The sequence below is a fragment of the Streptomyces sp. A3M-1-3 genome (assembly GCF_024213665.1).
Lineage (GTDB): Bacteria > Actinomycetota > Actinomycetes > Streptomycetales > Streptomycetaceae > Streptomyces.
In genome coordinates this window covers 126,348-147,228 of record NZ_JANAVP010000007.1, presented here as the reverse complement: position 1 = coordinate 147,228, position 20,881 = coordinate 126,348, and the positions used below count along the sequence as shown (strand labels likewise).

Annotated in this window: 21 protein-coding genes and 1 riboswitch; of the genes, 17 read left to right on the top strand and 4 right to left on the bottom strand. The window is 70.2% G+C overall.

Annotated features, from left to right (window positions below; all coding sequences use genetic code 11):
• Nucleotides 1–20 precede the first annotated feature (20 nt).
• Nucleotides 21–698 (bottom strand): TrkA family potassium uptake protein, encoded by a 678-nt coding sequence (locus NLX86_RS10475; protein WP_254371351.1) that lies wholly within the window; start codon nucleotides 696–698, stop codon nucleotides 21–23.
• Entirely contained in the window at nucleotides 695–1,363 is a 669-nt protein-coding gene (locus NLX86_RS10470) for a TrkA family potassium uptake protein (protein WP_254371350.1), read from the bottom strand. Before NLX86_RS10470 ends, NLX86_RS10475 begins: the two co-directional genes overlap by 4 nt.
• Nucleotides 1,364–1,585: 222 nt before the next feature.
• Between NLX86_RS10470 and NLX86_RS10465 the strand changes: the two genes are divergently transcribed.
• Nucleotides 1,586–3,634, top strand: a complete 2,049-nt coding sequence (locus tag NLX86_RS10465; RefSeq protein WP_254371349.1) for an APC family permease — start codon at nucleotides 1,586–1,588, stop codon at nucleotides 3,632–3,634.
• Nucleotides 3,635–3,752: 118 nt separating this feature from the next.
• On the top strand, nucleotides 3,753–5,081 hold the full coding sequence (locus NLX86_RS10460; protein WP_254371348.1) for a class I SAM-dependent RNA methyltransferase: 1,329 nt from the start codon (nucleotides 3,753–3,755) through the stop codon (nucleotides 5,079–5,081).
• 120 nt (nucleotides 5,082–5,201) lie between these two features.
• Here NLX86_RS10460 and NLX86_RS10455 read toward each other — a convergent pair whose 3' ends face one another.
• Complete coding sequence (locus NLX86_RS10455; RefSeq protein WP_254371347.1) at nucleotides 5,202–6,653, bottom strand: short-chain fatty acyl-CoA regulator family protein; 1,452 nt, start codon at nucleotides 6,651–6,653, stop codon at nucleotides 5,202–5,204.
• Nucleotides 6,654–7,013: 360 nt separating this feature from the next.
• On the opposite strand from NLX86_RS10455, the gene aceA reads away from it, so the two are divergent.
• From aceA to NLX86_RS10420, 7 genes are all read left to right on the top strand, one after another.
• Nucleotides 7,014–8,303 carry an isocitrate lyase gene (aceA, locus tag NLX86_RS10450; protein ID WP_254371346.1) on the top strand — a complete coding sequence of 430 codons (1,290 nt, stop codon included), beginning with the start codon at nucleotides 7,014–7,016 and terminating at the stop codon, nucleotides 8,301–8,303.
• Between the two features lie 125 nt (nucleotides 8,304–8,428).
• Nucleotides 8,429–10,021, top strand: a complete 1,593-nt coding sequence (gene aceB / locus NLX86_RS10445; RefSeq protein ID WP_254371345.1) for a malate synthase A — start codon at nucleotides 8,429–8,431, stop codon at nucleotides 10,019–10,021.
• Complete coding sequence (locus NLX86_RS10440; RefSeq protein WP_254371344.1) at nucleotides 10,018–10,887, top strand: 3-hydroxybutyryl-CoA dehydrogenase; 870 nt, start codon at nucleotides 10,018–10,020, stop codon at nucleotides 10,885–10,887. The genes aceB and NLX86_RS10440 overlap by 4 nt, the downstream gene beginning before the upstream one ends.
• Before the next feature lie 263 nt (nucleotides 10,888–11,150).
• A riboswitch (cobalamin riboswitch) is annotated at nucleotides 11,151–11,374 on the top strand.
• 164 nt (nucleotides 11,375–11,538) lie between these two features.
• Nucleotides 11,539–13,863, top strand: a complete 2,325-nt coding sequence (gene metE, locus NLX86_RS10435; protein WP_254371343.1) for a 5-methyltetrahydropteroyltriglutamate--homocysteine S-methyltransferase — start codon at nucleotides 11,539–11,541, stop codon at nucleotides 13,861–13,863.
• Between the two features lie 237 nt (nucleotides 13,864–14,100).
• Entirely contained in the window at nucleotides 14,101–14,403 is a 303-nt protein-coding gene (locus NLX86_RS10430; protein ID WP_254371342.1) for a DUF427 domain-containing protein, read from the top strand.
• Nucleotides 14,400–14,984 carry an SRPBCC family protein gene (locus NLX86_RS10425; RefSeq protein WP_254371341.1) on the top strand — a complete coding sequence of 195 codons (585 nt, stop codon included), beginning with the start codon at nucleotides 14,400–14,402 and terminating at the stop codon, nucleotides 14,982–14,984. The genes NLX86_RS10430 and NLX86_RS10425 overlap by 4 nt, the downstream gene beginning before the upstream one ends.
• 269 nt (nucleotides 14,985–15,253) lie before the next feature.
• Nucleotides 15,254–15,562, top strand: coding sequence for a DUF1707 domain-containing protein (locus NLX86_RS10420; protein ID WP_254371340.1), 309 nt, complete (start codon nucleotides 15,254–15,256; stop codon nucleotides 15,560–15,562).
• On the opposite strand, the gene NLX86_RS10415 is transcribed toward NLX86_RS10420, so the two are convergent.
• On the bottom strand, nucleotides 15,547–15,933 hold the full coding sequence (locus NLX86_RS10415; RefSeq protein WP_254371339.1) for a hypothetical protein: 387 nt from the start codon (nucleotides 15,931–15,933) through the stop codon (nucleotides 15,547–15,549). The two genes, NLX86_RS10420 and NLX86_RS10415, sit on opposite strands and share 16 nt — an antisense overlap.
• Before the next feature lie 331 nt (nucleotides 15,934–16,264).
• Here NLX86_RS10415 and NLX86_RS10410 point away from each other — a divergent pair, with 331 nt between their 5' ends.
• From NLX86_RS10410 to NLX86_RS10375, 8 genes are all read left to right on the top strand, one after another.
• Complete coding sequence (locus tag NLX86_RS10410; RefSeq protein ID WP_254371338.1) at nucleotides 16,265–16,717, top strand: MauE/DoxX family redox-associated membrane protein; 453 nt, start codon at nucleotides 16,265–16,267, stop codon at nucleotides 16,715–16,717.
• Nucleotides 16,717–17,043 (top strand): hypothetical protein, encoded by a 327-nt coding sequence (locus NLX86_RS10405; RefSeq protein WP_254371337.1) that lies wholly within the window; start codon nucleotides 16,717–16,719, stop codon nucleotides 17,041–17,043. Before NLX86_RS10410 ends, NLX86_RS10405 begins: the two co-directional genes overlap by 1 nt.
• 99 nt (nucleotides 17,044–17,142) lie before the next feature.
• Nucleotides 17,143–17,382 (top strand): hypothetical protein, encoded by a 240-nt coding sequence (locus NLX86_RS10400; RefSeq protein ID WP_254371336.1) that lies wholly within the window; start codon nucleotides 17,143–17,145, stop codon nucleotides 17,380–17,382.
• Nucleotides 17,383–17,539: 157 nt separating this feature from the next.
• On the top strand, nucleotides 17,540–17,722 hold the full coding sequence (locus NLX86_RS10395; protein WP_254371335.1) for a hypothetical protein: 183 nt from the start codon (nucleotides 17,540–17,542) through the stop codon (nucleotides 17,720–17,722).
• Nucleotides 17,723–17,834: 112 nt separating this feature from the next.
• On the top strand, nucleotides 17,835–18,323 hold the full coding sequence (locus NLX86_RS10390) for a hypothetical protein (RefSeq protein WP_254371334.1): 489 nt from the start codon (nucleotides 17,835–17,837) through the stop codon (nucleotides 18,321–18,323).
• A gap of 134 nt (nucleotides 18,324–18,457) precedes the next feature.
• A complete protein-coding gene (locus NLX86_RS10385; RefSeq protein WP_308409571.1) occupies nucleotides 18,458–19,234 on the top strand; it encodes a Crp/Fnr family transcriptional regulator in 777 nt (258 codons plus the stop codon).
• Between the two features lie 87 nt (nucleotides 19,235–19,321).
• Nucleotides 19,322–19,909: a redoxin domain-containing protein gene (locus NLX86_RS10380; RefSeq protein WP_254371332.1), complete on the top strand. Its 588-nt coding sequence runs from the start codon at nucleotides 19,322–19,324 to the stop codon at nucleotides 19,907–19,909.
• A gap of 6 nt (nucleotides 19,910–19,915) precedes the next feature.
• Nucleotides 19,916–20,809 carry a cytochrome c biogenesis CcdA family protein gene (locus NLX86_RS10375; protein ID WP_254371331.1) on the top strand — a complete coding sequence of 298 codons (894 nt, stop codon included), beginning with the start codon at nucleotides 19,916–19,918 and terminating at the stop codon, nucleotides 20,807–20,809.
• Nucleotides 20,810–20,881: the final 72 nt, after the last annotated feature.

Below are 20,881 nucleotides of genomic sequence, written 5' to 3'. Positions count from 1 at the left end.
TGCGTAGATGCGTACGGGCCTCAGCCCGAGGTGTCGACGCGGCGGACCGACAGCAGGTCCTCCAGCTGCTCCTCGCGTGCCTGGGCGGCCACGAACAGCAGCTCGTCGCCCGGCTCCAGGGTCTCCTCGCCGTGCGGCGTGAGCACCCGGCTGCCGCGGATGATGGTGACCAGCGAGGTGTCCTCGGGCCAGGCAACATCGCCGATCTGGGTGCCTGCCAGGGCCGACTCGGGCGGCAGGGTCAGCTCGACGAGGTTGGCGTCGCCATGGCTGAAGCGCAGCAGCCGTACGAGATCGCCGACGCTCACCGCCTCCTCGACCAGGGCGGACATCAGACGCGGCGTGGAGACGGCCACATCGACGCCCCAGGACTCGTTGAACAGCCACTCGTTCTTGGGGTTGTTCACCCGGGCCACGACCCGCGGCACCCCGTACTCGGTCTTGGCGAGCAGCGACACGACCAGGTTCACCTTGTCGTCGCCGGTCGCCGCGATCACGACATTGCAGCGCTGCAGCGCGGCCTCGTCCAGCGAGGTGATCTCACAGGCGTCGGCCAGCAGCCACTCGGCCTGCGGCACCCGCTCCACCGAGATGGCGGTCGGCGCCTTGTCGATGAGCAGGACCTCGTGCCCGTTCTCGAGCAGTTCGCCCGCGATGGAACGGCCCACCGCACCGGCCCCGGCGATCGCGACCCTCATGCGTGTGCCTCCTCGGGCCCTTCGGCGAACGCCGCCTCGACCTTCTCGATCTCGTCGCTGCGCATCATCACGTGCACCAGGTCGCCCTCCTGCAGCACAGTCTGGGACGTGGGCAGCATCGCCTCGCCCAGCCGGGTGAGGAAGGCGACGCGTACGCCTGTCTCGTCCTGGAGCTTGCTGATCTTGTGACCGACCCAGGCGGAGGAGGTGTGCACCTCGGCGAGCTGCACCCCGCCGCTCGGGTCGCGCCACAGCGGCTCGGAGCCGGACGGCAGCAGCCGACGCAGCATCTGGTCGGCCGTCCAGCGGACGGTGGCGACCGTCGGAATGCCGAGGCGCTGGTAGACCTCGGCGCGGCGGGGGTCGTAGATCCGGGCCGCGACGTTCTCGACACCGAACATCTCGCGGGCCACCCGGGCCGCGATGATGTTGGAGTTGTCACCGCTGCTCACGGCGGCGAAGGCGCCGGCGTCCTCGATGCCGGCCTCCCGCAGCGTGTCCTGGTCGAAGCCGACTCCGGTGACCCGACGGCCGCCGAAGCCCGAGCCCAGCCGGCGGAAGGCGGTGGGGTCCTGGTCGACGACAGCGACCGTGTGGCCCTGCTTCTCCAGGGTCTGCGCGAGAGCGGAACCCACTCTTCCGCAGCCCATGATGACGATGTGCACGCCCGTCCTTCCGGCTGTCAATAGTTCTGGCCCAAATCGTGCTCAGGTTTAACAGGGTCTCAGACCGTCGCCAAAGCTACACATGCGCGGTCGCACCCGGGACCCCTTGTGCTGTGCGAGTGCCGTACAGCATTGTGCGAGTGCTGTACGAGCGCGAGATTCCGCAGCGCCTGGGGGGTGGTGGGTGGGCGCCGTTCATATCGAACGCATACGATCCTCTGCGTGTCCAAACTGACCGACGTGCCCAAACGGATCCTGATCGGCCGGGCCCTGCGCAGCGACCGCCTGGGAGAAACCCTCCTGCCCAAGCGCATCGCACTCCCCGTCTTTGCGTCCGACCCGCTCTCCTCTGTGGCGTACGCGCCCGGGGAAGTCCTCCTCGTGCTCTCCATCGCGGGTGTGTCGGCCTACCACTTCAGCCCGTGGATCGCGGCTGCGGTCGTCGTGCTGATGTTCACCGTTGTGGCTTCGTACCGGCAGAACGTGCACGCGTACCCGAGCGGTGGCGGCGACTACGAGGTCGCCAACACCAACCTCGGGCCCAAGGCCGGCCTCACCGTCGCCAGCGCCCTGCTCGTCGACTACGTCCTCACGGTCGCCGTGTCGATCTCCTCCGGAGTCGAGAACCTCGGCTCCGCCATCCCCTTCGTCGTGGAGCACAAGGTCGCCTGCGCCATCGGGATCATCGTTCTGCTGACGCTGATGAACCTGCGCGGCGTGAAGGAGTCGGGCAAGCTCTTCGCGATCCCGACTTATGTCTTCGTCGCGGGCGTCTTCATCATGGTCGCCTGGGGCGCCTTCCAGGGCCTCGTCCTCGACGAGACCATGAAGGCCCCGACCGCCGACTTCACCATCAAGGCCGAGGAACAGGGCCTCGCCGGCATCGCGCTGGTCTTCCTGCTCCTGCGGGCCTTCTCCTCCGGCTGTGCGGCGCTCACCGGCGTCGAGGCGATCAGCAACGGCGTCCCCGCCTTCCGCAAGCCGAAGAGCAAGAACGCCGCCACCACCCTGCTTCTCATGGGCGCCTTCGCCGTCACCATGTTCTGCGGCATCATCGGCCTGGCCATGGCCACGAATGTGAAGATGGCCGAGAACCCTGCCCACGACCTGCTGCAGAACGGCACTCCCGTCGGTAGCGAGTACGTCCAGGACCCGGTGATCTCGCAGGTCGCGGCCGCCGTCTTCGGCGACGGCACCTTCTTCTTCGTGCTGCTCGCCGCGGCCACCGCGCTGGTCCTCTTCCTGGCCGCCAACACCGCGTACAACGGCTTCCCGCTGCTCGGCTCGATCCTGGCGCAGGACCGCTACCTGCCGCGCCAGCTGCACACCCGCGGCGACCGGCTGACCTTCTCCAACGGCATTGTGCTGCTGGCGGGCGCGGCCATGCTGCTGGTCTGGGTGTACGGGGCCGACTCGACGAAGCTGATCCAGCTCTACATCGTCGGCGTCTTCGTGTCCTTCACGCTCAGCCAGACCGGCATGGTCCGGCACTGGAACCGGCACCTGAAGACCGAGCGCGACCCGGCCGCGCGCCGCCGCATGATCCGCTCCCGCGCGATCAACACCTTCGGCGCTTTCTTCACCGGCCTGGTGCTGGTGGTCGTCCTCGCCACCAAGTTCACCCACGGCGCCTGGGTCGCCCTGCTGGGCATGGTGATCTTCTACGCGACGATGAGCGCGATCCGTAAGCACTACGACCGGGTCGCCGACGAGATCGCCGCCGCCGAAGGCCCGTCCGACGACAGCGTGCGGCCCTCCCGCGTCCGCTCCATCGTCCTGGTCTCCAAGGTCCACAAGCCGACGCTGCGCGCACTCGCGTTCGCCAAGCTGACCCGCTCCGACACGCTGGAGGCCCTCAGCATCAGCGTCGACCCGGCCGAGACCAAGGCGCTCAAGGACGAGTGGGAGCGGCGCGGCATCAATGTGCCGCTGAAGATCCTCGACTCGCCGTACCGCGAGATCACGCGGCCGGTCGTCGAGTACGTGAAGGGGCTGCGCACCGACAACCCGCGCGACGCGGTCAGTGTCTACATCCCGGAGTACGTGGTCGGCCACTGGTACGAGCACCTGTTGCACAACCAGAGCGCGCTGCGGCTCAAGGGCCGGCTGCTCTTCACTCCGGGCGTCATGGTGACCTCGGTGCCGTACCAGCTGGAGTCCTCCGAGCTGGCGAAGAAGCGGGCCAAGAAGCGCCAGGAGTGGAACGCTCCCGGGTCGGTGCGCCGCGGTCCCGTGGACCAGCGGCCCAAGGAGCCCAGCGCCAAGAGCTGAGGCCCTGCGTTCAGGTGGTGAACGGCCGGACCACGCCCACGTAGACTGGTGGGCTGTTGTCCGGCCGTTCCTTTTCACCCTCAGACCTTTCACCCTCAGACCCTGGAGTCACCCCACCATGCAGAGCGAACCGAAGGCGTCACTGGTGGGGGATGAGTACGAGGTCGAGGTCGGCCCCGTCGCGCACGGCGGCCACTGCATCGCCCGTACCGAAGAGGGCCGCGTGCTGTTCGTACGGCACGCACTGCCCGGCGAGAGGGTCGTCGCCAAGGTCACCGAGGGCGAGGAGGACTCCCGGTTCCTGCGCGCCGACGCCGTCACCGTCCTCGAAGCGTCCAAGGACCGGGTCGAGGCGCCTTGTCCGTACGCCGGACCGGGCAAGTGCGGTGGCTGCGACTGGCAGCATGCCAAGCCCGGCGCCCAGCGCCGGCTCAAGGGCGAGGTGATCGCCGAGCAGCTGAAGCGCCTGGCGGGCCTCACGCCGGAGGAGGCCGGCTGGGACGGCACGGTCGTCCCAGCACCCGGCGACAAGGTGCCCGCGGGTGTGGTGCCGGCCTGGCGCACGCGCGTGCAGTACGCGATCGACGCCGACGGGCGCGCCGGGCTGCGCAAGCACCGCTCGCACGACGTCGAGCCGATCGAGCACTGCATGATCGCCGCCGAAGGTGTGTCGGAGCTCGGCATCGAGAAGCGCGAGTGGCCGCAGATGGCGACGGTCGAGGCGATCGCCGCCAGCGGGTCGGGTGACCGGCAGGTCATCCTCACCCCGCAGCCGGGCGGCCGGCTGCCCCTCGTCGAGCTGGACAAGCCGGTCTCCGTGCTGCGGGTGGAGGAGCGGGACGGCGGGGTGCACCGGGTGCACGGGCGCCCCTTCGTACGTGAGCGCGCCGACGGCCGTACGTACCGCGTGGGCATGGGCGGCTTCTGGCAGGTGCACCCGCAGGCCGCCGACGTACTGGTGCAGGCCGTGATGCAGGGGCTGATGCCGCGCAAGGGCGAGATGGCCCTCGACCTGTACTGCGGTGTGGGCCTGTTCGCGGGCGCCATCGCGGAGCGCGTCGGGGACACCGGCGCGGTGCTCGGGATCGAGTCCACCAAGCGCGCCGTCGAGGACGCCCGGCACAACCTCCAGGACCTGGAACGTGTACGCATCGAGCAGGGCAAGGTCGAGCAGGTCCTGCCGCGCACCAAGATCACCGAGGCCGACCTGATCGTCCTGGACCCGCCGAGGGCCGGCGCGGGCAAGCAGACGGTAAGGCACCTGACGGGACTGGGCGCCCGCCGGATCGCGTACGTCGCCTGCGACCCGGCGGCGCTGGCGCGCGACCTGGCGTACTTTCGTGAGGGCGGCTACAAGCCGCGCACCCTGCGCGCGTTCGACCTCTTCCCGATGACGCATCACGTGGAGTGCGTGGCGATCCTTGAGCCTGCGGAAAAGCGGTCCTGACGTGCAGGTTCGTGCCGTGTGCGCTATGTGCGCGATATCTTGACGCATAGTCGACGCACGTGATGTGAATCGCCTGCGGCAGGTCCCTGCCGAACTGCCACGGCCCTGGGGGAGGCTGCACTACGCGCGTGACGAGGGGCGCGCAGTGCTCGAGCGCCAGGGTTCTCGGTCCGGCGCGTCCGCGACGGGATAGGGCACGAAGGTGCTGCTGTTCTCGTCGATGGTGAGTGCGCGGCCGAGGGGCGGCACGGCGCGTTGCGGGCAGTCGAGGCGCTCGCAGATACGGCAGCCCATGCCGATGGGCGTGGCGGCCGAGGTGTTGTCGAGGTCGAGCCCGTCGGAATAGACGAGCCGGGAGGCGTGGCGGACCTCGCAGCCGAGGCCGATGGCGAACGTCTTGCCCGGCTCGCCCCAGCCTCCGCGGTGGCGGGTGACGGCTCGGGCGGTCCACAGGTAGCGCTGTCCGTCGGGCATGGCGGCGACCTGGACATGGATGCGGCCGGGGGCGGCGAACGCCTCGTACACGTTCCACAGGGGACAGGTGCCGCCGGCGCGGGAGAAGTGGAAGCCGGTGGCGGACTGGCGCTTGGACATGTTGCCGGCCCGGTCGACCCGTACGAAGGAGAACGGCACCCCGCGCAGCCGGGGCCGCTGGAGGGTGCTGAGGCGGTGGCAGACGGTCTCGTAGCCGAGGCCGAAACGGTCGGTGAGCCGCTCGACGTCGTAGCGGACCTCCTCCGCGGCCGTGTGGAAGGCGCTGTACGGCAGGATCAGTGCCGCGGCGAAATAGTTCGCCACACCGATCCTGGCAAGCGACCAGGTGGCCGAGCCCTCCTCGTAGTCCTCCGATGCGAGCGAGGACAGCCGGTCGCCGAACTCGAGCAGGGCGAGCTGGGTGGCCATGCGGAACGCCTGCTGGCCGGGGCGCAGCCGGTTGGACAGACGCAGGACCCGGGCGGCGGGGTCGAAGTGATGTAGCCGGCCGGAGCCCGTGGCCAGGCGCACTTGGTGCCGCTCGACCAGGCGCGCGGCGAGTGCCCGCACCACTTCACCGGGGCGGACGCCGACGTCACGGGCCAGTTCCTCCGCGGCGAGGTCGGTGTCATGCAGGTAGTTCTGCCGCCGGTAGAAGAACTCGCGGATCTCCTCGTGAGGGGAGCGCGGCAGGGAGGGGTCCTCGTTGCCGCGGCTCTCGGCCGCTTCGGCCAGCCGCTCTGCCAGGGCGTGGCTACGCCGTCCGAGATCGAGCAGGACGGCAGCCACGGCCGGCATACGGGACGCCAGTTCAGCAAGGTCGGACGGCGACACCCGGGCGGCGGTGACCTCGTTCGCGAGCACTTCTCGCAGATCGGCCACGAGTCTGCTGGTGTCACGCTCCGAGAAGAACCCGGGGTCCACACCGAACGCCTCGGTCAGCCTCAGCAGCACCGGCACGGTGAGGGGCCGGGAGTCATGCTCCATCTGATTGAGGTAGCTGGGCGAGATCGCCAGGACGCGGGCCAGCTCGGCCTGGCTCATGCGCCGTTCCTCACGCAACCGCCGCAGCCGCGCACCCGCGTATGTCTTGCTCATCCGGGCCCCTTCCGTCGCCCACAGCGTAGTCGCACGGGGCGTCCCGTAGATCTTCGCAACCTTGGCAAACCGGCGAGTGAAGATTCGCAGAAGTTAGCAGAAGGCCACGCTTGATGGCACTCGGTGCCACTGTCAGAGTCTGAGTGCGGCCCGCCGGACCTGGCGAACGAGTCGGAACTCCGAGCACGATTTCATGCCCTGACATCGTCCGTTCGGCATCCGGCCCGGCAGTCCCGGGCGCATTGCTCACCGCTTCACACACCGGGAGGGCGGCGGGCCGCACCAAGGGGGCGTCACTCAATGACCCCTACGCATACTTCACAAGAACCGTGTGATTTCACGCGACTCCGGGAGACGGTCATGGCGCAGGCAGGGACGACGACGGTGACGGCCGAAGAGCTGGCACAGCAATGGGCGACAGACCCTAGGTGGAAGGGCATAGAGCGCACCCACAGCGCGGAGGAGGTCGTGCGGCTGTCGGGGAGCGTCCGTGAGGAGCACACGCTGGCCCGGCGCGGCGCCGAGCGGCTGTGGCGACAGCTGCACGAGCAGGACTACATCCACGCGCTCGGCGCCCTGACCGGCGGTCAGGCCGTGCAGCAGGTTCGGGCGGGCCTGCAGGCCATCTATCTGTCCGGCTGGCAGGTGGCCGCCGACGCCAACCAGGCCGGCCACACCTACCCCGACCAGAGCCTGTACCCCGTCAACTCGGTGCCGCAGGTGGTGCGCCGCATCAACAACGCGCTGTTGCGCGCCGACCAGATCGCCACGGCCGAAGGCGGCGCGGACACGACGGACTGGCTGGCGCCGATCGTCGCCGATGCGGAGGCGGGGTTCGGCGGACCGCTCAACGCCTTCGAGCTGACCAAGGCAATGATCGCCGCAGGCGCCGCGGGCATCCACTATGAGGACCAGCTGGCTTCCGAGAAGAAATGCGGGCATCTGGGCGGCAAGGTCCTCGTCCCGACCTCGCAGCACATCCGTACCCTCAACGCGGCCCGTCTCGCCGCCGACATTGCCGCTGTCCCGACCGTCATCGTTGCCCGTACGGACGCCCTCGCCGCGAACCTGATCACCAGCGATGTCGACGAGCGCGACGCCCAGTTCGTCACGGGGGAGCGCACCGCCGAGGGCTTCTACCGGGTGCAGAACGGCATGGCGCCGGTCATCGCCCGCGGCCTCGCCTACGCGCCGTACGCCGACCTGATCTGGGTCGAGACCGGCACCCCGGACCTGGCCCAGGCCCGGGAGTTCGCCGAGGCGATCCACGCCCAGTACCCCGACCAGATGCTGGCGTACAACTGCTCGCCGTCCTTCAACTGGAAGGCGGCCCTGGACGACGACCAGATCGCCAAGTTCCAGCGGGAGCTGGGCGCCATGGGCTACCGGTTCCAGTTCATCACCCTGGCCGGATTCCACTCGCTCAACCACGGCATGTTCGACCTCGCCCGCGGCTACGCCGAGCACGGCATGACCGCCTACGTCGACCTGCAGGAGCGCGAGTTCGCCGCCCAGCAGTACGGCTTCACCGCCGTCAGACACCAGCGCGAGGTCGGCACCGGCTACTTCGATCTGGTCTCCACCGCCGTCAACCCCGCCTCCTCGACCACGGCGCTGACCGGCTCCACCGAGGAAGAGCAGTTCCACTGAGCAGCGCCGGGGGTGAGCCGGGGCCTCAGCTCCCGGCTCGCCCTCCCCGCCCAGTCACCCCGTGTCCAGCTGAGGGCCGACGACCGTCTCTGTCCGGTCCTGACCGCTCCGCTGAGGAGACCTGCATGTCCACCACTGCTCTGACCAGCACGATCCAGGTCCTCGGCGCACCGGGCGACCGCTTCGACGAGATACTCACCCCCGCGGCGCTGGAATTCATCGGCCGCCTCGACGCGGCCTTCGCAGGCCGGCGCTTCGCACTGCTCGCCGAGCGACGCCGCTGCGCCGACAGGATCGCCGCCGGAACCCCGCTCGACTTCTCCATCGTCACCGCCGGTGTCCGCAACGACCCTGACTGGCGGGTCGCGCCCCCGGCGCCCGGCCTGTCCGACCGCCGTGTGGAGATCACCGGCCCGCCCGAGCGGCGGATGACCGTCAACGCCCTCAATTCCGGTGCGGCGGTATGGATGGCGGACTTCGAGGACGCCACCTCGCCCACCTGGGACAACATCATCGGCGGCCAGCTCAACCTGCTCGACGCCATTGAGCGCCGCATCGACTTCACCACGCCGGAGGGCAAGCAGTACCGGCTCGGCGAGGACCTGGCGACCATCATGGTCCGCCCACGCGGCTGGCATCTCACGGAGAAGCACCTCGTCATCGACGACCGGCCCGTTCCCGCCCCGCTCGTCGACTTCGGCCTGTACTTCTTCCACTGCGCCAGGCGGCAGATCGACGCCGGACACGGCCCGTACTTCTACCTCCCCAAGCTGGAGAACCGCTACGAAGCCCGCCTGTGGAACGACGTCTTCGTCCTCGCACAGGACCTGCTCGGGATCCCCCGCGGAACGATTCGGGCCACCGTCCTGATCGAGACGATCACCGCCGCGTTCGAGATGGAAGAGATCCTCTACGAGCTGCGGGAGCACAGCGCGGGACTCAACGCCGGGCGCTGGGACTATCTCTTCAGCCTGATCAAGAACCTCGGCCACCGCCCCGACTTCGTCCTCCCCGACCGTGCCAAGGTCACCATGACCGCGCCGTTCATGCGCGCCTACACCGAACTCCTCGTGCGCACCTGCCACAAGCGGGGCGCCCACGCCATCGGCGGCATGGCCGCCCACGTCCCCAGCCGAGACGCGCAGGTCAACGAAGCGGCGCTCGCCATGGTGCGGCTGGACAAGGAACGCGAGGCCGAGGACGGCTTCGACGGCTCCTGGGTCGCCCACCCCGGCCTCGTGCCCGTTTGCAGGAGCGTCTTCGACAGCGTGCTTGCCGACCGGCCCCACCAGATCGAGCGCACCCGCGACGACGTCGAGGTGAGCGCGGCGGACCTCGTTGCCGTCCGCCGCACCGCCGGCCCGCCGACACCCGAGGGTGTCCGCGCCAACATCGCAGTAGCCCTGCGCTACTTCGATGCCTGGCTGCGCGGCAGCGGTGCCGTCGCCCTGTACGGGCTGATGGAGGACGCGGCCACCGCCGAGATCGCCCGCTGCCAGATCTGGCAGTGGATACGCCACGGTCTTGTCGGGCGCGACACGGTGGCCGAGCTGCTGGAGGACGAGTTCGCCGCCCTGGGCGCGGAGTACCCCTGGGCCCGGGTGGACGACGCCCGTGCCATCTTCGAACGCACGGCCATGGCCAAGGACTTGCCGGCGTTCTTCACCGCAGACGCGTACGCGCGCTTTCTCGTCCGCCGATCGGGGGTGCGGTCATGAAGCGGTCCATCACCAGGGTCGGCGTTGTCGGCGGCGGTCAGATGGGCGCCGGTATCGCCGAGGTCTGCGCCCGCGCCGGGCTGGACACGGTGGTCTGCGAGGCGGACGCCACCGCGGCTCGCGGGGCCCGGGAACGGGTGGCGGTCTCCCTTGAACGCGCTGTCCAGCGAGGAAAGCTGGACTGTCTGTCCGCCGAGGACGCCCTGGCGCGACTGGTCTTCACCAGCAGCCTCGACGATCTGGCCGACCGGCAGTGCGTCGTCGAGGCCGTGGTGGAGAACGCCGACGCGAAGACCGAGATCTTCACCGCCCTCGACAAGGTCGTCGAGGATCCGGAGGCGATTTTGGCCACCAACACCTCATCCATCCCGATCATGCGCCTCGGCATGGCGACGAACCGTGCCGACCGCGTCGTGGGCCTGCACTTCTTCAACCCGGTACCCGTCCTGCCGCTCGTCGAGATCGTCGCGTCCCTGCACACCGCGCCGGACACCGTGACCGCTGTCGAAGGCTTCGCCCGCGACACCCTCGGCAAGACCGTGGTGCGCTCCCAGGACCGGGCCGGTTTCGTGGTCAACGCCCTGCTGATTCCCTACCTGCTGTCGGCGATCCGGATGGCGGAGTCCGGCTTCGCCACAGCCGCCGACGTGGACGCGGGCATGGAGCTGGGCTGCGCACACCCCATGGGGCCGCTGAAGCTGGCGGACCTGATCGGCCTCGACACGGTGGCCTCCATCGCCGAATCCCTCTACGACGAGTTCAAGGAACCCCTCTACGCCCCGCCTCCGCTGCTCCAGCGGATGGTGGAGGCGGGACTGCTGGGCCGCAAGAGCGGCCGGGGATTCCACACGTACGACCAGGGCTGAGGGGCCCCGGTCCGCGGCCGGGGGCTGAGGGGCCCATGCGGCTGCTGTGGAGAGCAGGGCGCGGAGCAGTCGGAGTGAGCTGCTGCGCGCCCTGCCGTGTACGCCTCCGGGCCGCGCCTCCCACCTCGCCGTCCGGGATGTGAACCCTGCGCCCGCGCTCGAGCTGCTCCGTCTAGGTCCTGTCCGGTCGATCAGGCCGGATCAGGGAGCGGGGTCGAGCGTGCGTGCCAGGGCCCGCGAGCCAGGCAGGCCGGACAGGACATAGGGTGGCAGGTGCAGCTGGTTCGCCCTGTCCGCCAGGCAGGAGGCGTCGTAAGAGGGAACCCGGTGGAAATCCGGGACTGCCCCGCAGCGGTGAGCGGGAACGACCGCCGTCATACGCACTGGACCCGTCCGGGACTGGGAAGCGACGGCCAGTAGGAGTCCGCCGGGAGACCGGCAGACGTGCCCGCGAGTCCGAAGACCTGCCCGTTGCCCGTGCGCGACCGATCGCGTGCGGAGATCCCGGTGACCTCGAGGGCGGGTCGGCGACACACACGAGACGGACGGCAGCGCCCACGGCGCGAGACCGTTCCGTCCGGTTCGTCACCCCTTCGCGTTCTTGGCCCGTCGCCGGGTTCCACAGGAGACACACTCGCGAAGGAGAGTTCCGTGACCAGCAAGCCCGCATCCGCGGCAGCACGGGCCACCGTGTACGGCTACCCCCGCCACGGCCAGAACCGGGAACTGAAGAAGGCAATCGAGGGCTACTGGAAGGGCCTCGTCACCGCAGACGCCCTCCGGGAAACGGCCGCAGGACTGCGCCGTGCCAACTGGCAGCAGCTCACCGAAGCAGGCATCCACGAGGTCCCGACCGGCGACTTCTCGTACTACGACCACGTCCTGGACACCACGGTGATGGTCGGCGCGATCCCCGCCCGCCACCGTACCGCTGTCGAGGCAGGCTCCCTGGCGGGCTACTTCGCGATGGCACGCGGCACCCAGGACGTGGCGCCGCTGGAGATGACCAAGTGGTTCGACACCAACTACCACTACCTTGTGCCGGAACTGGGCCCGGACACCGTCTTCACGGCAGACTCCACCAAGCAGGTGGCAGAGCTGAAGGAAGCGCTCGCGCTCGGCCACACCGCCCGGCCGGTGCTGGTCGGTCCGGTCACCTACCTTCTGCTGGCCAAGCCCGCGCCCGGGGTCGCCGCGGACTTCGAGCCGCTGACGCTGCTGGACCGGTTGCTGCCGGTGTACGCCGAGGTGCTGGCCGAGGTGAGGGCCGCCGGAGCGGAGTGGGTGCAGCTCGACGAACCCGCGCTCGTGCAGGACCGCACCCCGGCCGAACTGAACGCCGCCGAGCGCGCCTACCGTGACCTCGGAGCCCTCACCGACCGGCCCAAGCTGTTGATCGCCTCCTACTTCGGCCGGCTCGGCGACGCCCTGCCCGTGCTGGCCAAGGCTCCGGTGGACGGCCTCGCACTGGACTTCACCGAGGCGGCGGGCGCGAACCTCGACGACCTGGCCGCGGCCGGCGGGTTGCCGGGCAAGCGCCTGGTCGCCGGGGTGGTCAACGGTCGTAATGTCTGGATCAACGACTTCAAGAAGTCCCTCTCCACGCTGGGCACCCTGCTGGGCCTGGCCGACCAGGTCGACGTCGCCGCTTCCTGCTCGCTGCTGCACGTCCCGCTTGACGCCACCGCCGAGCACGACATCGATCCGCAGATCGCCCGCTGGCTCGCCTTCGCCCGGCAGAAGACCACCGAGATCGTGGTCCTCGCGCGCGGCCTTGCGCAGGGCACGGACACCATCGCGGCGGAACTGGCCGCCAACCGGGCCGATCTGGCCTCCAGGGCGGGCTCGGCGATCACCCGGGACCCGTCGGTGCGCGCCCGGGCAGCCGCAGTATCCGATACGGACGGCCGCCGCTCCCAGCAGTACCCCGAGCGGGCCATCGCTCAGCGCACCCACCTCGGGCTGCCACTCCTGCCCACCACGACCATCGGCTCGTTCCCGCAGACCACCGAACTGCGCACCGCCCGCGCCGATCTACGGGCCGGCCGGATCGACACGGCGGGCTACGAGGAGCGCATCGAGGCCGAGATCCGAGAGGTCCTCTCCTTTCAGGAGAAGATCGGTCTCGACGTCCTTGTGCACGGCGAGCCCGAACGCAACGACATGGTGCAGTACTTCGCCGAACAGCTCACCGGCTACCTCGCCACCCAGCACGGCTGGGTCCAGTCGTACGGGACCCGTTACGTCCGCCCGCCGATCCTCGCCGGAGACATCTCCCGCCCCGAGCCCATGACGGTCCGCTGGACCTCCTACGCACAGTCCCTCACCGAGCGCCCGGTCAAGGGCATGCTCACTGGCCCCGTCACCATGCTCGCCTGGTCCTTCGTCCGCGACGACCAGCCGCTCGGTGAGACAGCCCGTCAAGTCGCCCTTGCCCTGCGCGACGAGGTCAACGATCTGGAAGCGTCGGGAAGCTCGGTCATCCAGGTCGACGAGCCCGCGCTGCGCGAGACCTTGCCGCTTCGAACCGCCGACCACGCCGCGTATCTGGCCTGGGCCACGGAAGCCTTCCGCCTCACCACCAGCGGCGTACGCCCGGACACCCAGATCCACACGCACATGTGCTACGCCGAGTTCGGCGACATCGTCCAAGCCATCGACGACCTCGATGCCGACGTCATCAGCCTGGAGGCAGCCCGCTCCCACATGCAGGTCGCACGCGAACTGGCCGCCCACGGTTACCCCCGCGAGGCCGGCCCCGGCGTGTACGACATCCATTCCCCGCGCGTCCCCAGTGCCGAGGAAGCAGCAGCCCTATTGCGCAAGGGGCTCGAAGCGATTCCGGCCGAACGGCTCTGGGTCAACCCGGACTGCGGCCTGAAGACCCGCGGCTGGCCGGAAACCCGGGCCTCCCTGGGGAACCTCGTTGCGGCGGCCCGGGAGGTCCGGGCTGAGCTCGGGACCAACGCCTCCTGATCCGACGCGATTGCCGGAGCGGGGTACTCAGTACCCCGCTCCCTGCCGTCGCCGTCAGCACCCAGGCCGGCATCGCCGTCGTTGCCGGCTCACGCTTGCCGAGATCCGCTCGATGCTCGCCGTGCGCGCACGTGACGCGGTGAACGGTGAGCACCGTCACTGAACCATCCCGCCGACCGCGCATAGCGTGAGCAGCGCGGGGAAGGTCCCGGCACGGGCACGGTGAGGAGCAGGGCCATGCTTCGCGCTGTATGGAACAGAACGGTGATCGCGGAGGCGCCGCGCACCGTGATCGTCGAAGGCAACCACTACTTTCCGCCGGAGTCGCTGCACCGCCAGTACTTCACCGAGAGCCGCTCTCGGTCGCTGTGCTTCTGGAAGGGGCTCGCCCGCTACTACTCAGTCACTGTCGACGGGCAGGTCAACCCGAACGCGGCCTGGTACTACCCGCGCCCCAGCCCCCTCGCGCGCAAGATCAAGAACCATGTCGCGTTCTGGCAGGGGGTACGGGTCGAGGGCGAGCCGGAGCCCGCACCGTGACCGGCCGGCGAGCTGCCCGGGCGGCGGCCTGGACCGCGTCCGCCGCGGCCGTCGCCCTCGGCGGCTACGCAGGGCTGGTCTCCGGCGCGCTCCCCGTTGACCTGGGGGTGGGCAGGCGCATGCGGCGGCTCGGGCCGCTGACGGTGGACATCGCAGCCCCTCGGGAGGTCGTCTCCGACGTGATCGCCCTGCCGTACCTGGGCCGGACGACGAGGGCGATGCGGGAGAAGGTCCGGGTGCTGGAGCGCGGCAGTGACATGGTGCTCGCAGCCCACTACACACCCCTGGGAGGCCGGTGGAAGGCCGTCACCGTGGAGACGGTCCGGTTCACCCGGCCCGAGCGGGTCGACTTCCGCCCGGTGCGCGGACCGGTACCGCACGTCGTCGAATCCTTCACCCTGGCCGAAGAGGCCGCGGGGACCCGCCTGGTGTACGAGGGGGAGCTCGGCACCGACTTGTGGCGGGCCGGGGCGTGGTGGGGCGCGAAGGTGGCCGCCCGCTGGGAGGCGACCGTCACGGCATCGCTCGCCACGGTCAAGCAGGAGGCCGAGCGGCGGGCCGGCCGCCCGCTCAGGGGGTGAGCGCATGGGCTCCGACGTGCGCCACGGCGTGGCCCCCACCTCACCGGCCACCCCTGTCGTCACTGGCCGCGTCGGGCAGCCGCCGGATGTCCCGGCCGCTCTGCCCGGCGCCAGGCCGGAGCGAAGCTCGTCGTCACCGCCACACGCGCGGCTGTCGGTCAGCTCGGATACACGCACGTCAGCCAGCCTTTCGTCGCGCACGTACGCGTATCCGCCTCCACGCGGGGGCACCGGCGCGGCGGGCATAGGGTGGAGGGAGGAGGTCCGTCATGTCCTCACCGCGCATCGGTCACGCCGAACGGGAGCATGCCGTCGAGCGCCTCGCGGCGCCACCCGGCGGGGGCCGACTCGGCGACAGCGCATCCGAGGACCGGGTCGTGGACGGTCGCACGGGGGCAGGGCTGGGCCCGCTGCCGGCTGATCTGACCGTGCCTGCCGTGGACACAGCCGAGCCCGCCGCTGCCGTCGGCTCGCCCTCGCTGCGGGATCGGGTGGGTGACTGGCTGGTCCGGGCGCTCAGGTGTGCGGTCTTCTGCTGGCTGCCGCCGCCGTCCGGGCGCGATCAGCCCGGCCGGTGAGCGGGCGCGTCGATCCGGGAGGTCCCCCAGACCAAGGTGACGATGAGCGTCACCAGCGTGAGCGGATAGAACAAGGGGCGCAGCGGGAGCAGTACCGGCAGCAGTGCGGCGGCGGTGCCGGTGCCGAAGACGAGCAGCACGGTGGGCACGCAGCAGGCGAAGCCGATAAGGAACGCCGGGAGCACGCCGAGCAGCCGCGTATGTCCGGCGCGGCCTCCGGGGCGCCGGCAGGAGGCCGCCTGGCGCGCCGCCGGCCCCGCGACCGCCACGTTGCAGCCGACCAGCGCGGCCACGACTGCGGCGAGCAGCAGGTACTCCAACCCGAACACCGGCTCGTCGTCCGCCAGGAATCCGGCGTCACCCTGCGACACGAACCGCGGCCGGTCGATCGAGGGGGATGCCGTTCCAGCGACGGATCCTGACCCGGCTGCACAACCGCAACCGGATCGGACGGGCGGTCCGAGACGGCCTGCCAGCCGATGACGCCGCCGCCCACGAGCAGGACGACGACGCCCCCGATCACCCCGGCGCCCTTCACGGCTTGCCGGCGTTGCTGCCTGGGACGCTGCTGACCGTTCACCGTGCATCACCCGCTTCGGAACACGGTCCCCACGGTCCCCACCATCGTCCCGCGCCGCAGGGCGGTTGTTCGGTGAGCGCGCTTACAGTTCCCGGCCCGGCTCCGGGCGTAGCGTGCGGAGCATGCTGCTGCGGATCGTGCTGGGCGCGCTGTTCGTCGCGATGGCGGCCGGGCAGCTGGCGTCCTTCTCGCAGATGCCCGGGATTCTGGCTGGGTACGGCCTGGTCGCCGGTTCGGCTGCGACCGTGCTCGCCGTGGCATTGATCGTGGGCGAGCTGGTGTGCGGGGTGTGGTTTCTGGCTCGCCCGCGGTCCCGCGCGATGGCCCCGGTGTGGGTGTTCACTGGTGTCGCGGTGGTGTGGGCGCTTCTGGCCGTCCAGGCGTACGCGCGCGGGCTCACGGTGGCCAACTGCGGCTGCTTCGGGATCTACCTGCCTCAGCCGCTGAGCTGGTTCGTCCTCATCCAGGACGCATTGCTGCTGTTCTACGCGGGGCTCCTGCTCCGCGCGGCCCGCGGGGTCTCGCCCGCGCCTGCCGGGGCCGGCCACGAGCGGGTCCGAGGAGGTGGTACGTGATGTCCGGATCGCGTGGACGTTCCGGTGGGGTCGGACTCGTCGCCGCCGGGCTCCTGATGGTGCTGTGCTGCGCCGGACCGCTGCTGGTGGGGGCCGGGGCGCTCGGTGCCGTCGGCGGAGCGCTGCGTAACCCGTGGCTGATCTCTGTCGCCGCGGTGGTGGCGGTCATGGCTGTCGGGTACGTATTGCGCTGCCGGGCCGGCCGCCGACGTGGCGCCGTGCCCGAGGACTGCTGCCCGCCCGAACCGCGCCCCCAGGGCGCCCACCACCCCGATAGCCACGTACGGAGCGGTGACGACGCCCCGAAGCGTCGAGACATCCGCTGACCCGCATGAGCAACCCTGCGATTCCCTGACGCACCGCCAGGGACACGCGATCCGTCGGCCACCTCACGGAACACGGTCGCATTCGAATGGAGGACCGAGATGACCCGGGCATCTGCGCCACGGCGCAAGGCGGACCGCGACGAAGTGTTCGTAGAGTTCACCAAGTCGATCTGCCCACTGTGCAAGACGCCCGTCGACGCCCAGGTCAACATCCGTGACAGCAAGGTCTACCTGCGCAAGCGCTGTCGCGATCACGGCGAGTTCGAGGCACTGGTGTACGGGGACGCGGAGGAGTACATGTCCTCCGCGCGGTTCAACAACCCGGCACGATCCCGCTGACCTTCCAGACCGAGGTGCGCGACGGCTGCCCGAGCGACTGCGGGCTGTGCCCGGAGCACAAGCAGCACGCCTGCCTGGGGCTCATCGAGGTCAACACGCCGACATCCTGGCCGGTGCCGGACTGCGCACCCACACCACCGAGCGCCACGATGCGGCCATGCTCCGCGTGATCGACCAGATCGAGGCGAGGCTGAACCTGATGCGCATCACCGCACCCGCGAAGCTCGCCGGCGCCGGCCTCGACCTGGACGCGGCCCCCGTCGTGCTGAACGCGGCACGTACCGCCGTCGCCGACGGCACACTCGGCTACGCCCTGCTGACCGCGGTGAAATCCCCCTGACAGCGCAGTGATCTACCGCCGGGTACGTAAGCGCCCTCACATACCTGCCCCGTCCCTCGGCCATAGCGTCGAGGCCGAAAGCAGTCATCATCGAATGTGAGGGGCACTCACCATGACCACCACCATGCAGATTTCGCCGAGAACGGCAGCCATCCCGGTCCATGCGGCATGGGGCGCCGCGGCCGGCCTGGTCGGCGGGATCGGGATGGGCATCTGGATGTCCGTGTCGAAGCCGATGACGGACACCGCGATGATGACCATGGTCGCCGGGCTCCTCGGTTCGACCAACACCTTCGCGGGCTGGCTGATCCACCTGGCCATCGCCACCCTCGCCGGTATCACCTTCGGCGCGTTGCTCGGGCAGTACGCCCTGCGCCTCGCACCCGCCGCCGCCCTCGGCCTGGTCTATGGCGCGGTGTGGTGGACCGTCGGCGCGCTGTGGATCATGCCCGCGAACATGGGCATGCCGGTATTCGAGTGGAACGCCGTCACCCGCTCCAGCCTCGGCGCGCACCTGGTGTTCGGGCTGCTCGCCGGAGTGACGTTCGCCGCGATCGCCCAGGCTGCGGGCAAGCCGCGCACGGGCCCGGCCGGGGGATGAGCCCTCCGGCGCCCGCGTCAATACCCGGCCCTCAGGGGGCGTAGGCCGGGGGCAGCCAAGCGCCGGACGCACGACGACGGCATGGCGGTGTCCTACTGTCTGGCCGACAGCGCCGATGCGCTGGCCAGCCCGGCGTGGGGCGCCGCGCCCCCGCCCTGGGCACCGGGACGACGCGAGGAGACACACGCCATGATCGACGCCGGTACGGATGCCGCCGGGGACGCCGACAAGACCTGGTGCATGGCCGAGGTCGACATCTTCTGCGACCTGAACGAGCGGGAGATGGAGGCCATCGCCACCGCGGCACCGATGAAGACATACGGCGCAGGCGAAATCCTCTACACGCCGTCTCAGCCCAGCGAGGTGCTTTCATCCTCAAGCGCGGCCGGGTCCGCGTCTTTCGGGTCTCCGCCGACGGCCGCGCGCTCACCACGGCGATCATCACCCCGGGCACCATCTTCGGCGAGATGGTTCTGCTCGGACAGCACATGTACGACAATTACGCCGAAGCCCTCGACGATGTCACCGTCTGCGTGATGAGCCGTGCCGACGTGAACCGTCTGCTGCTCACCGACCCGCGGATCGCCGCCCGGATCACCGCGATCCTCGGCCGCCGCCTCTCCGACCTGGAGCAGCGCCTGTCCGACAGCGTCTTCAAAACCGTCGCACAGCGCATCGCCACCACCCTCACCACCCTCACCACCGCCCAGCCCCCCGCCGGCCCGCTGCGTCCCGGCGGCCGGCACCCGCAGATCGCCCTCACCCACGAACAGCTCGCCGCACTTGCCGGAACCTCCCGCGAAACCTGCACCAAGGTGCTGCGCGAGTACGCCGACCAGGGAATGCTCCGCCTCGCCCGAGGCCGCATCACCGTCCTCGACACAGCCCGCCTCAAGGACGCCGCCGGCTGACGTCACCAAACCGTAAGACCACCATCCCCACCTTGCCGACCCAGTGGATCTACAGTCACACGCATCCCGAACACACAGGAGTCCTCCATGCGCGCCCGCACCGTCCTCCCAGCCGTCCTGGCCGCCGCCCTGCTCGCCCTCACGGGATGCGGATCCGAAAGCGGCTCCAGCGACGAGGCGGCGGGTACATCCCCCTCGAACCCGTCGTCCCCCGCGCCGGCGCCCGCCTCCTCCGACGGCGGCGAGAGCGGAGCCGCCGGGGCGCAGGTGCCGGAGGCGCTGCGGTTCACAGCGACCACGGTGGACGGCAAGCCGTTCGACGCCAAGACTCTGGCCGGCAAGCCGACCGTGCTGTGGTTCTGGGCGCCCTGGTGCCCCAAGTGCAAGGCCCAGGCATCCGAGACCGCCAAGGTCGCCGCGGACTACGCCGGGAAGGCCAACGTCATCGGCGTCGCGGGCCTGGACAAGAACTCCGCCATGAAGGACTTCGTTGCCGACACGGGTGCCTCCGGCTTCCCGCACCTGTCCGATGAGAAGGGCGAGGTCTGGAAGCGGTTCAAGGTCACCGAGCAGAGCCGCTACGTCATCCTCGACAAGGACGGCAAGACCGTGTACGAGGGTGTGCTGCCCGCGGGCAAGGGACTCGCCGAGAAGGTCGCCGGAATCACCGGCTGAGCCGTCATGAGTGACCTGCCCCTCGCCCTCGCACTCACCGCGGGCATGCTCGCCGCCGTCAACCCGTGCGGCTTCGCCCTGCTCCCTGCCTACCTCTCCCTCCTCGTCCTCGGCGACGACTCTCCCTCCCGGACCGTCGCCGTCGGCCGGGCCCTGACCGCAACCGCCGCGATGACCGTCGGCTTCGCAGCCCTCTTCGGCATATTCGGCCTCGCGATCCAGCCCGTCGCCGGGCAGGTCCAGGAACATCTGCCCTGGTTCACCATCGCCTTCGGACTCCTCATGGCCGTGGCCGGGGCCTGGCTCCTCGCCGGCCGCCAACTGCCCGCGCTGACGCCGAAAGTCCGGCGGGCGCCCGCCGTCACCCGCTCCATCCCCTCGATGACGCTGTTCGGGATGGCGTACGCCACCGCCTCACTCGGCTGCACCATCGCCCCGTTCCTCGCCATCGTGGTCTCCGCCTTCCGTAGCGGCTCCACCGCCGAAGGCATCATTCTCTTCACCGCGTACGCGGGCGGGATGGGCCTGATCGTCGGCGCCGCCTCGCTGACCGTCGCCGTCACCCGCACTACCGCCGTCACCCGGCTGCGCCGCATCGGCGCCATCGCACCCCGCCTCGGCGGCGGACTGCTCCTGCTCGTCGGCGCGTACGTCGCGTACTACGGCTGGTACGAGATCCGCGTCCAGCACGACCCCGCAACCCAGGACCCGGTCATCGACGCCGCGGGCGCCATCCAGCGGACCATCGCCACCGGCCTGGACAACATCGGTCCCGCAGCCCTCGCCGCCTTGGTCGCCGCCCTTCTGATCGCAGGAGTGGTGCTCGGCCGCCGTCGACGCTCCGGAACCTCACGCAAGGCGCACCCCGAGACCGACAACGCTCCTCTTGACGCGCCTTGAAGATGCCGACGGTGCGTCGGCCTGTGGGGTGCCTGCCGCGCCGCAACTGACAACGACGGGGCGCGCGGTGGT

Excerpts from the sequence above, each read along its gene's own strand:
- NLX86_RS10395 (WP_254371335.1), top strand. The coding sequence starts at position 17,540 with ATGCTCCGCGTGATCGACCAGATCGAGGCGAGGCTGAACCTGATGCGC.
- NLX86_RS10455 (WP_254371347.1), bottom strand. The coding sequence starts at position 6,653 with ATGAGCAAGACATACGCGGGTGCGCGGCTGCGGCGGTTGCGTGAGGAA.
- NLX86_RS10460 (WP_254371348.1), top strand. The coding sequence starts at position 3,753 with ATGCAGAGCGAACCGAAGGCGTCACTGGTGGGGGATGAGTACGAGGTC.
- NLX86_RS10380 (WP_254371332.1), top strand. The coding sequence starts at position 19,322 with ATGCGCGCCCGCACCGTCCTCCCAGCCGTCCTGGCCGCCGCCCTGCTC.
- NLX86_RS10410 (WP_254371338.1), top strand. The coding sequence starts at position 16,265 with ATGCTGCTGCGGATCGTGCTGGGCGCGCTGTTCGTCGCGATGGCGGCC.
- NLX86_RS10375 (WP_254371331.1), top strand. The coding sequence starts at position 19,916 with ATGAGTGACCTGCCCCTCGCCCTCGCACTCACCGCGGGCATGCTCGCC.
- NLX86_RS10420 (WP_254371340.1), top strand. The coding sequence starts at position 15,254 with ATGTCCTCACCGCGCATCGGTCACGCCGAACGGGAGCATGCCGTCGAG.
- NLX86_RS10475 (WP_254371351.1), bottom strand. The coding sequence starts at position 698 with ATGAGGGTCGCGATCGCCGGGGCCGGTGCGGTGGGCCGTTCCATCGCG.
- NLX86_RS10430 (WP_254371342.1), top strand. The coding sequence starts at position 14,101 with ATGCTTCGCGCTGTATGGAACAGAACGGTGATCGCGGAGGCGCCGCGC.
- NLX86_RS10405 (WP_254371337.1), top strand. The coding sequence starts at position 16,717 with ATGTCCGGATCGCGTGGACGTTCCGGTGGGGTCGGACTCGTCGCCGCC.
- aceB (WP_254371345.1), top strand. The coding sequence starts at position 8,429 with ATGTCCACCACTGCTCTGACCAGCACGATCCAGGTCCTCGGCGCACCG.
- NLX86_RS10390 (WP_254371334.1), top strand. The coding sequence starts at position 17,835 with ATGACCACCACCATGCAGATTTCGCCGAGAACGGCAGCCATCCCGGTC.
- aceA (WP_254371346.1), top strand. The coding sequence starts at position 7,014 with ATGGCGCAGGCAGGGACGACGACGGTGACGGCCGAAGAGCTGGCACAG.
- NLX86_RS10440 (WP_254371344.1), top strand. The coding sequence starts at position 10,018 with ATGAAGCGGTCCATCACCAGGGTCGGCGTTGTCGGCGGCGGTCAGATG.
- NLX86_RS10400 (WP_254371336.1), top strand. The coding sequence starts at position 17,143 with ATGACCCGGGCATCTGCGCCACGGCGCAAGGCGGACCGCGACGAAGTG.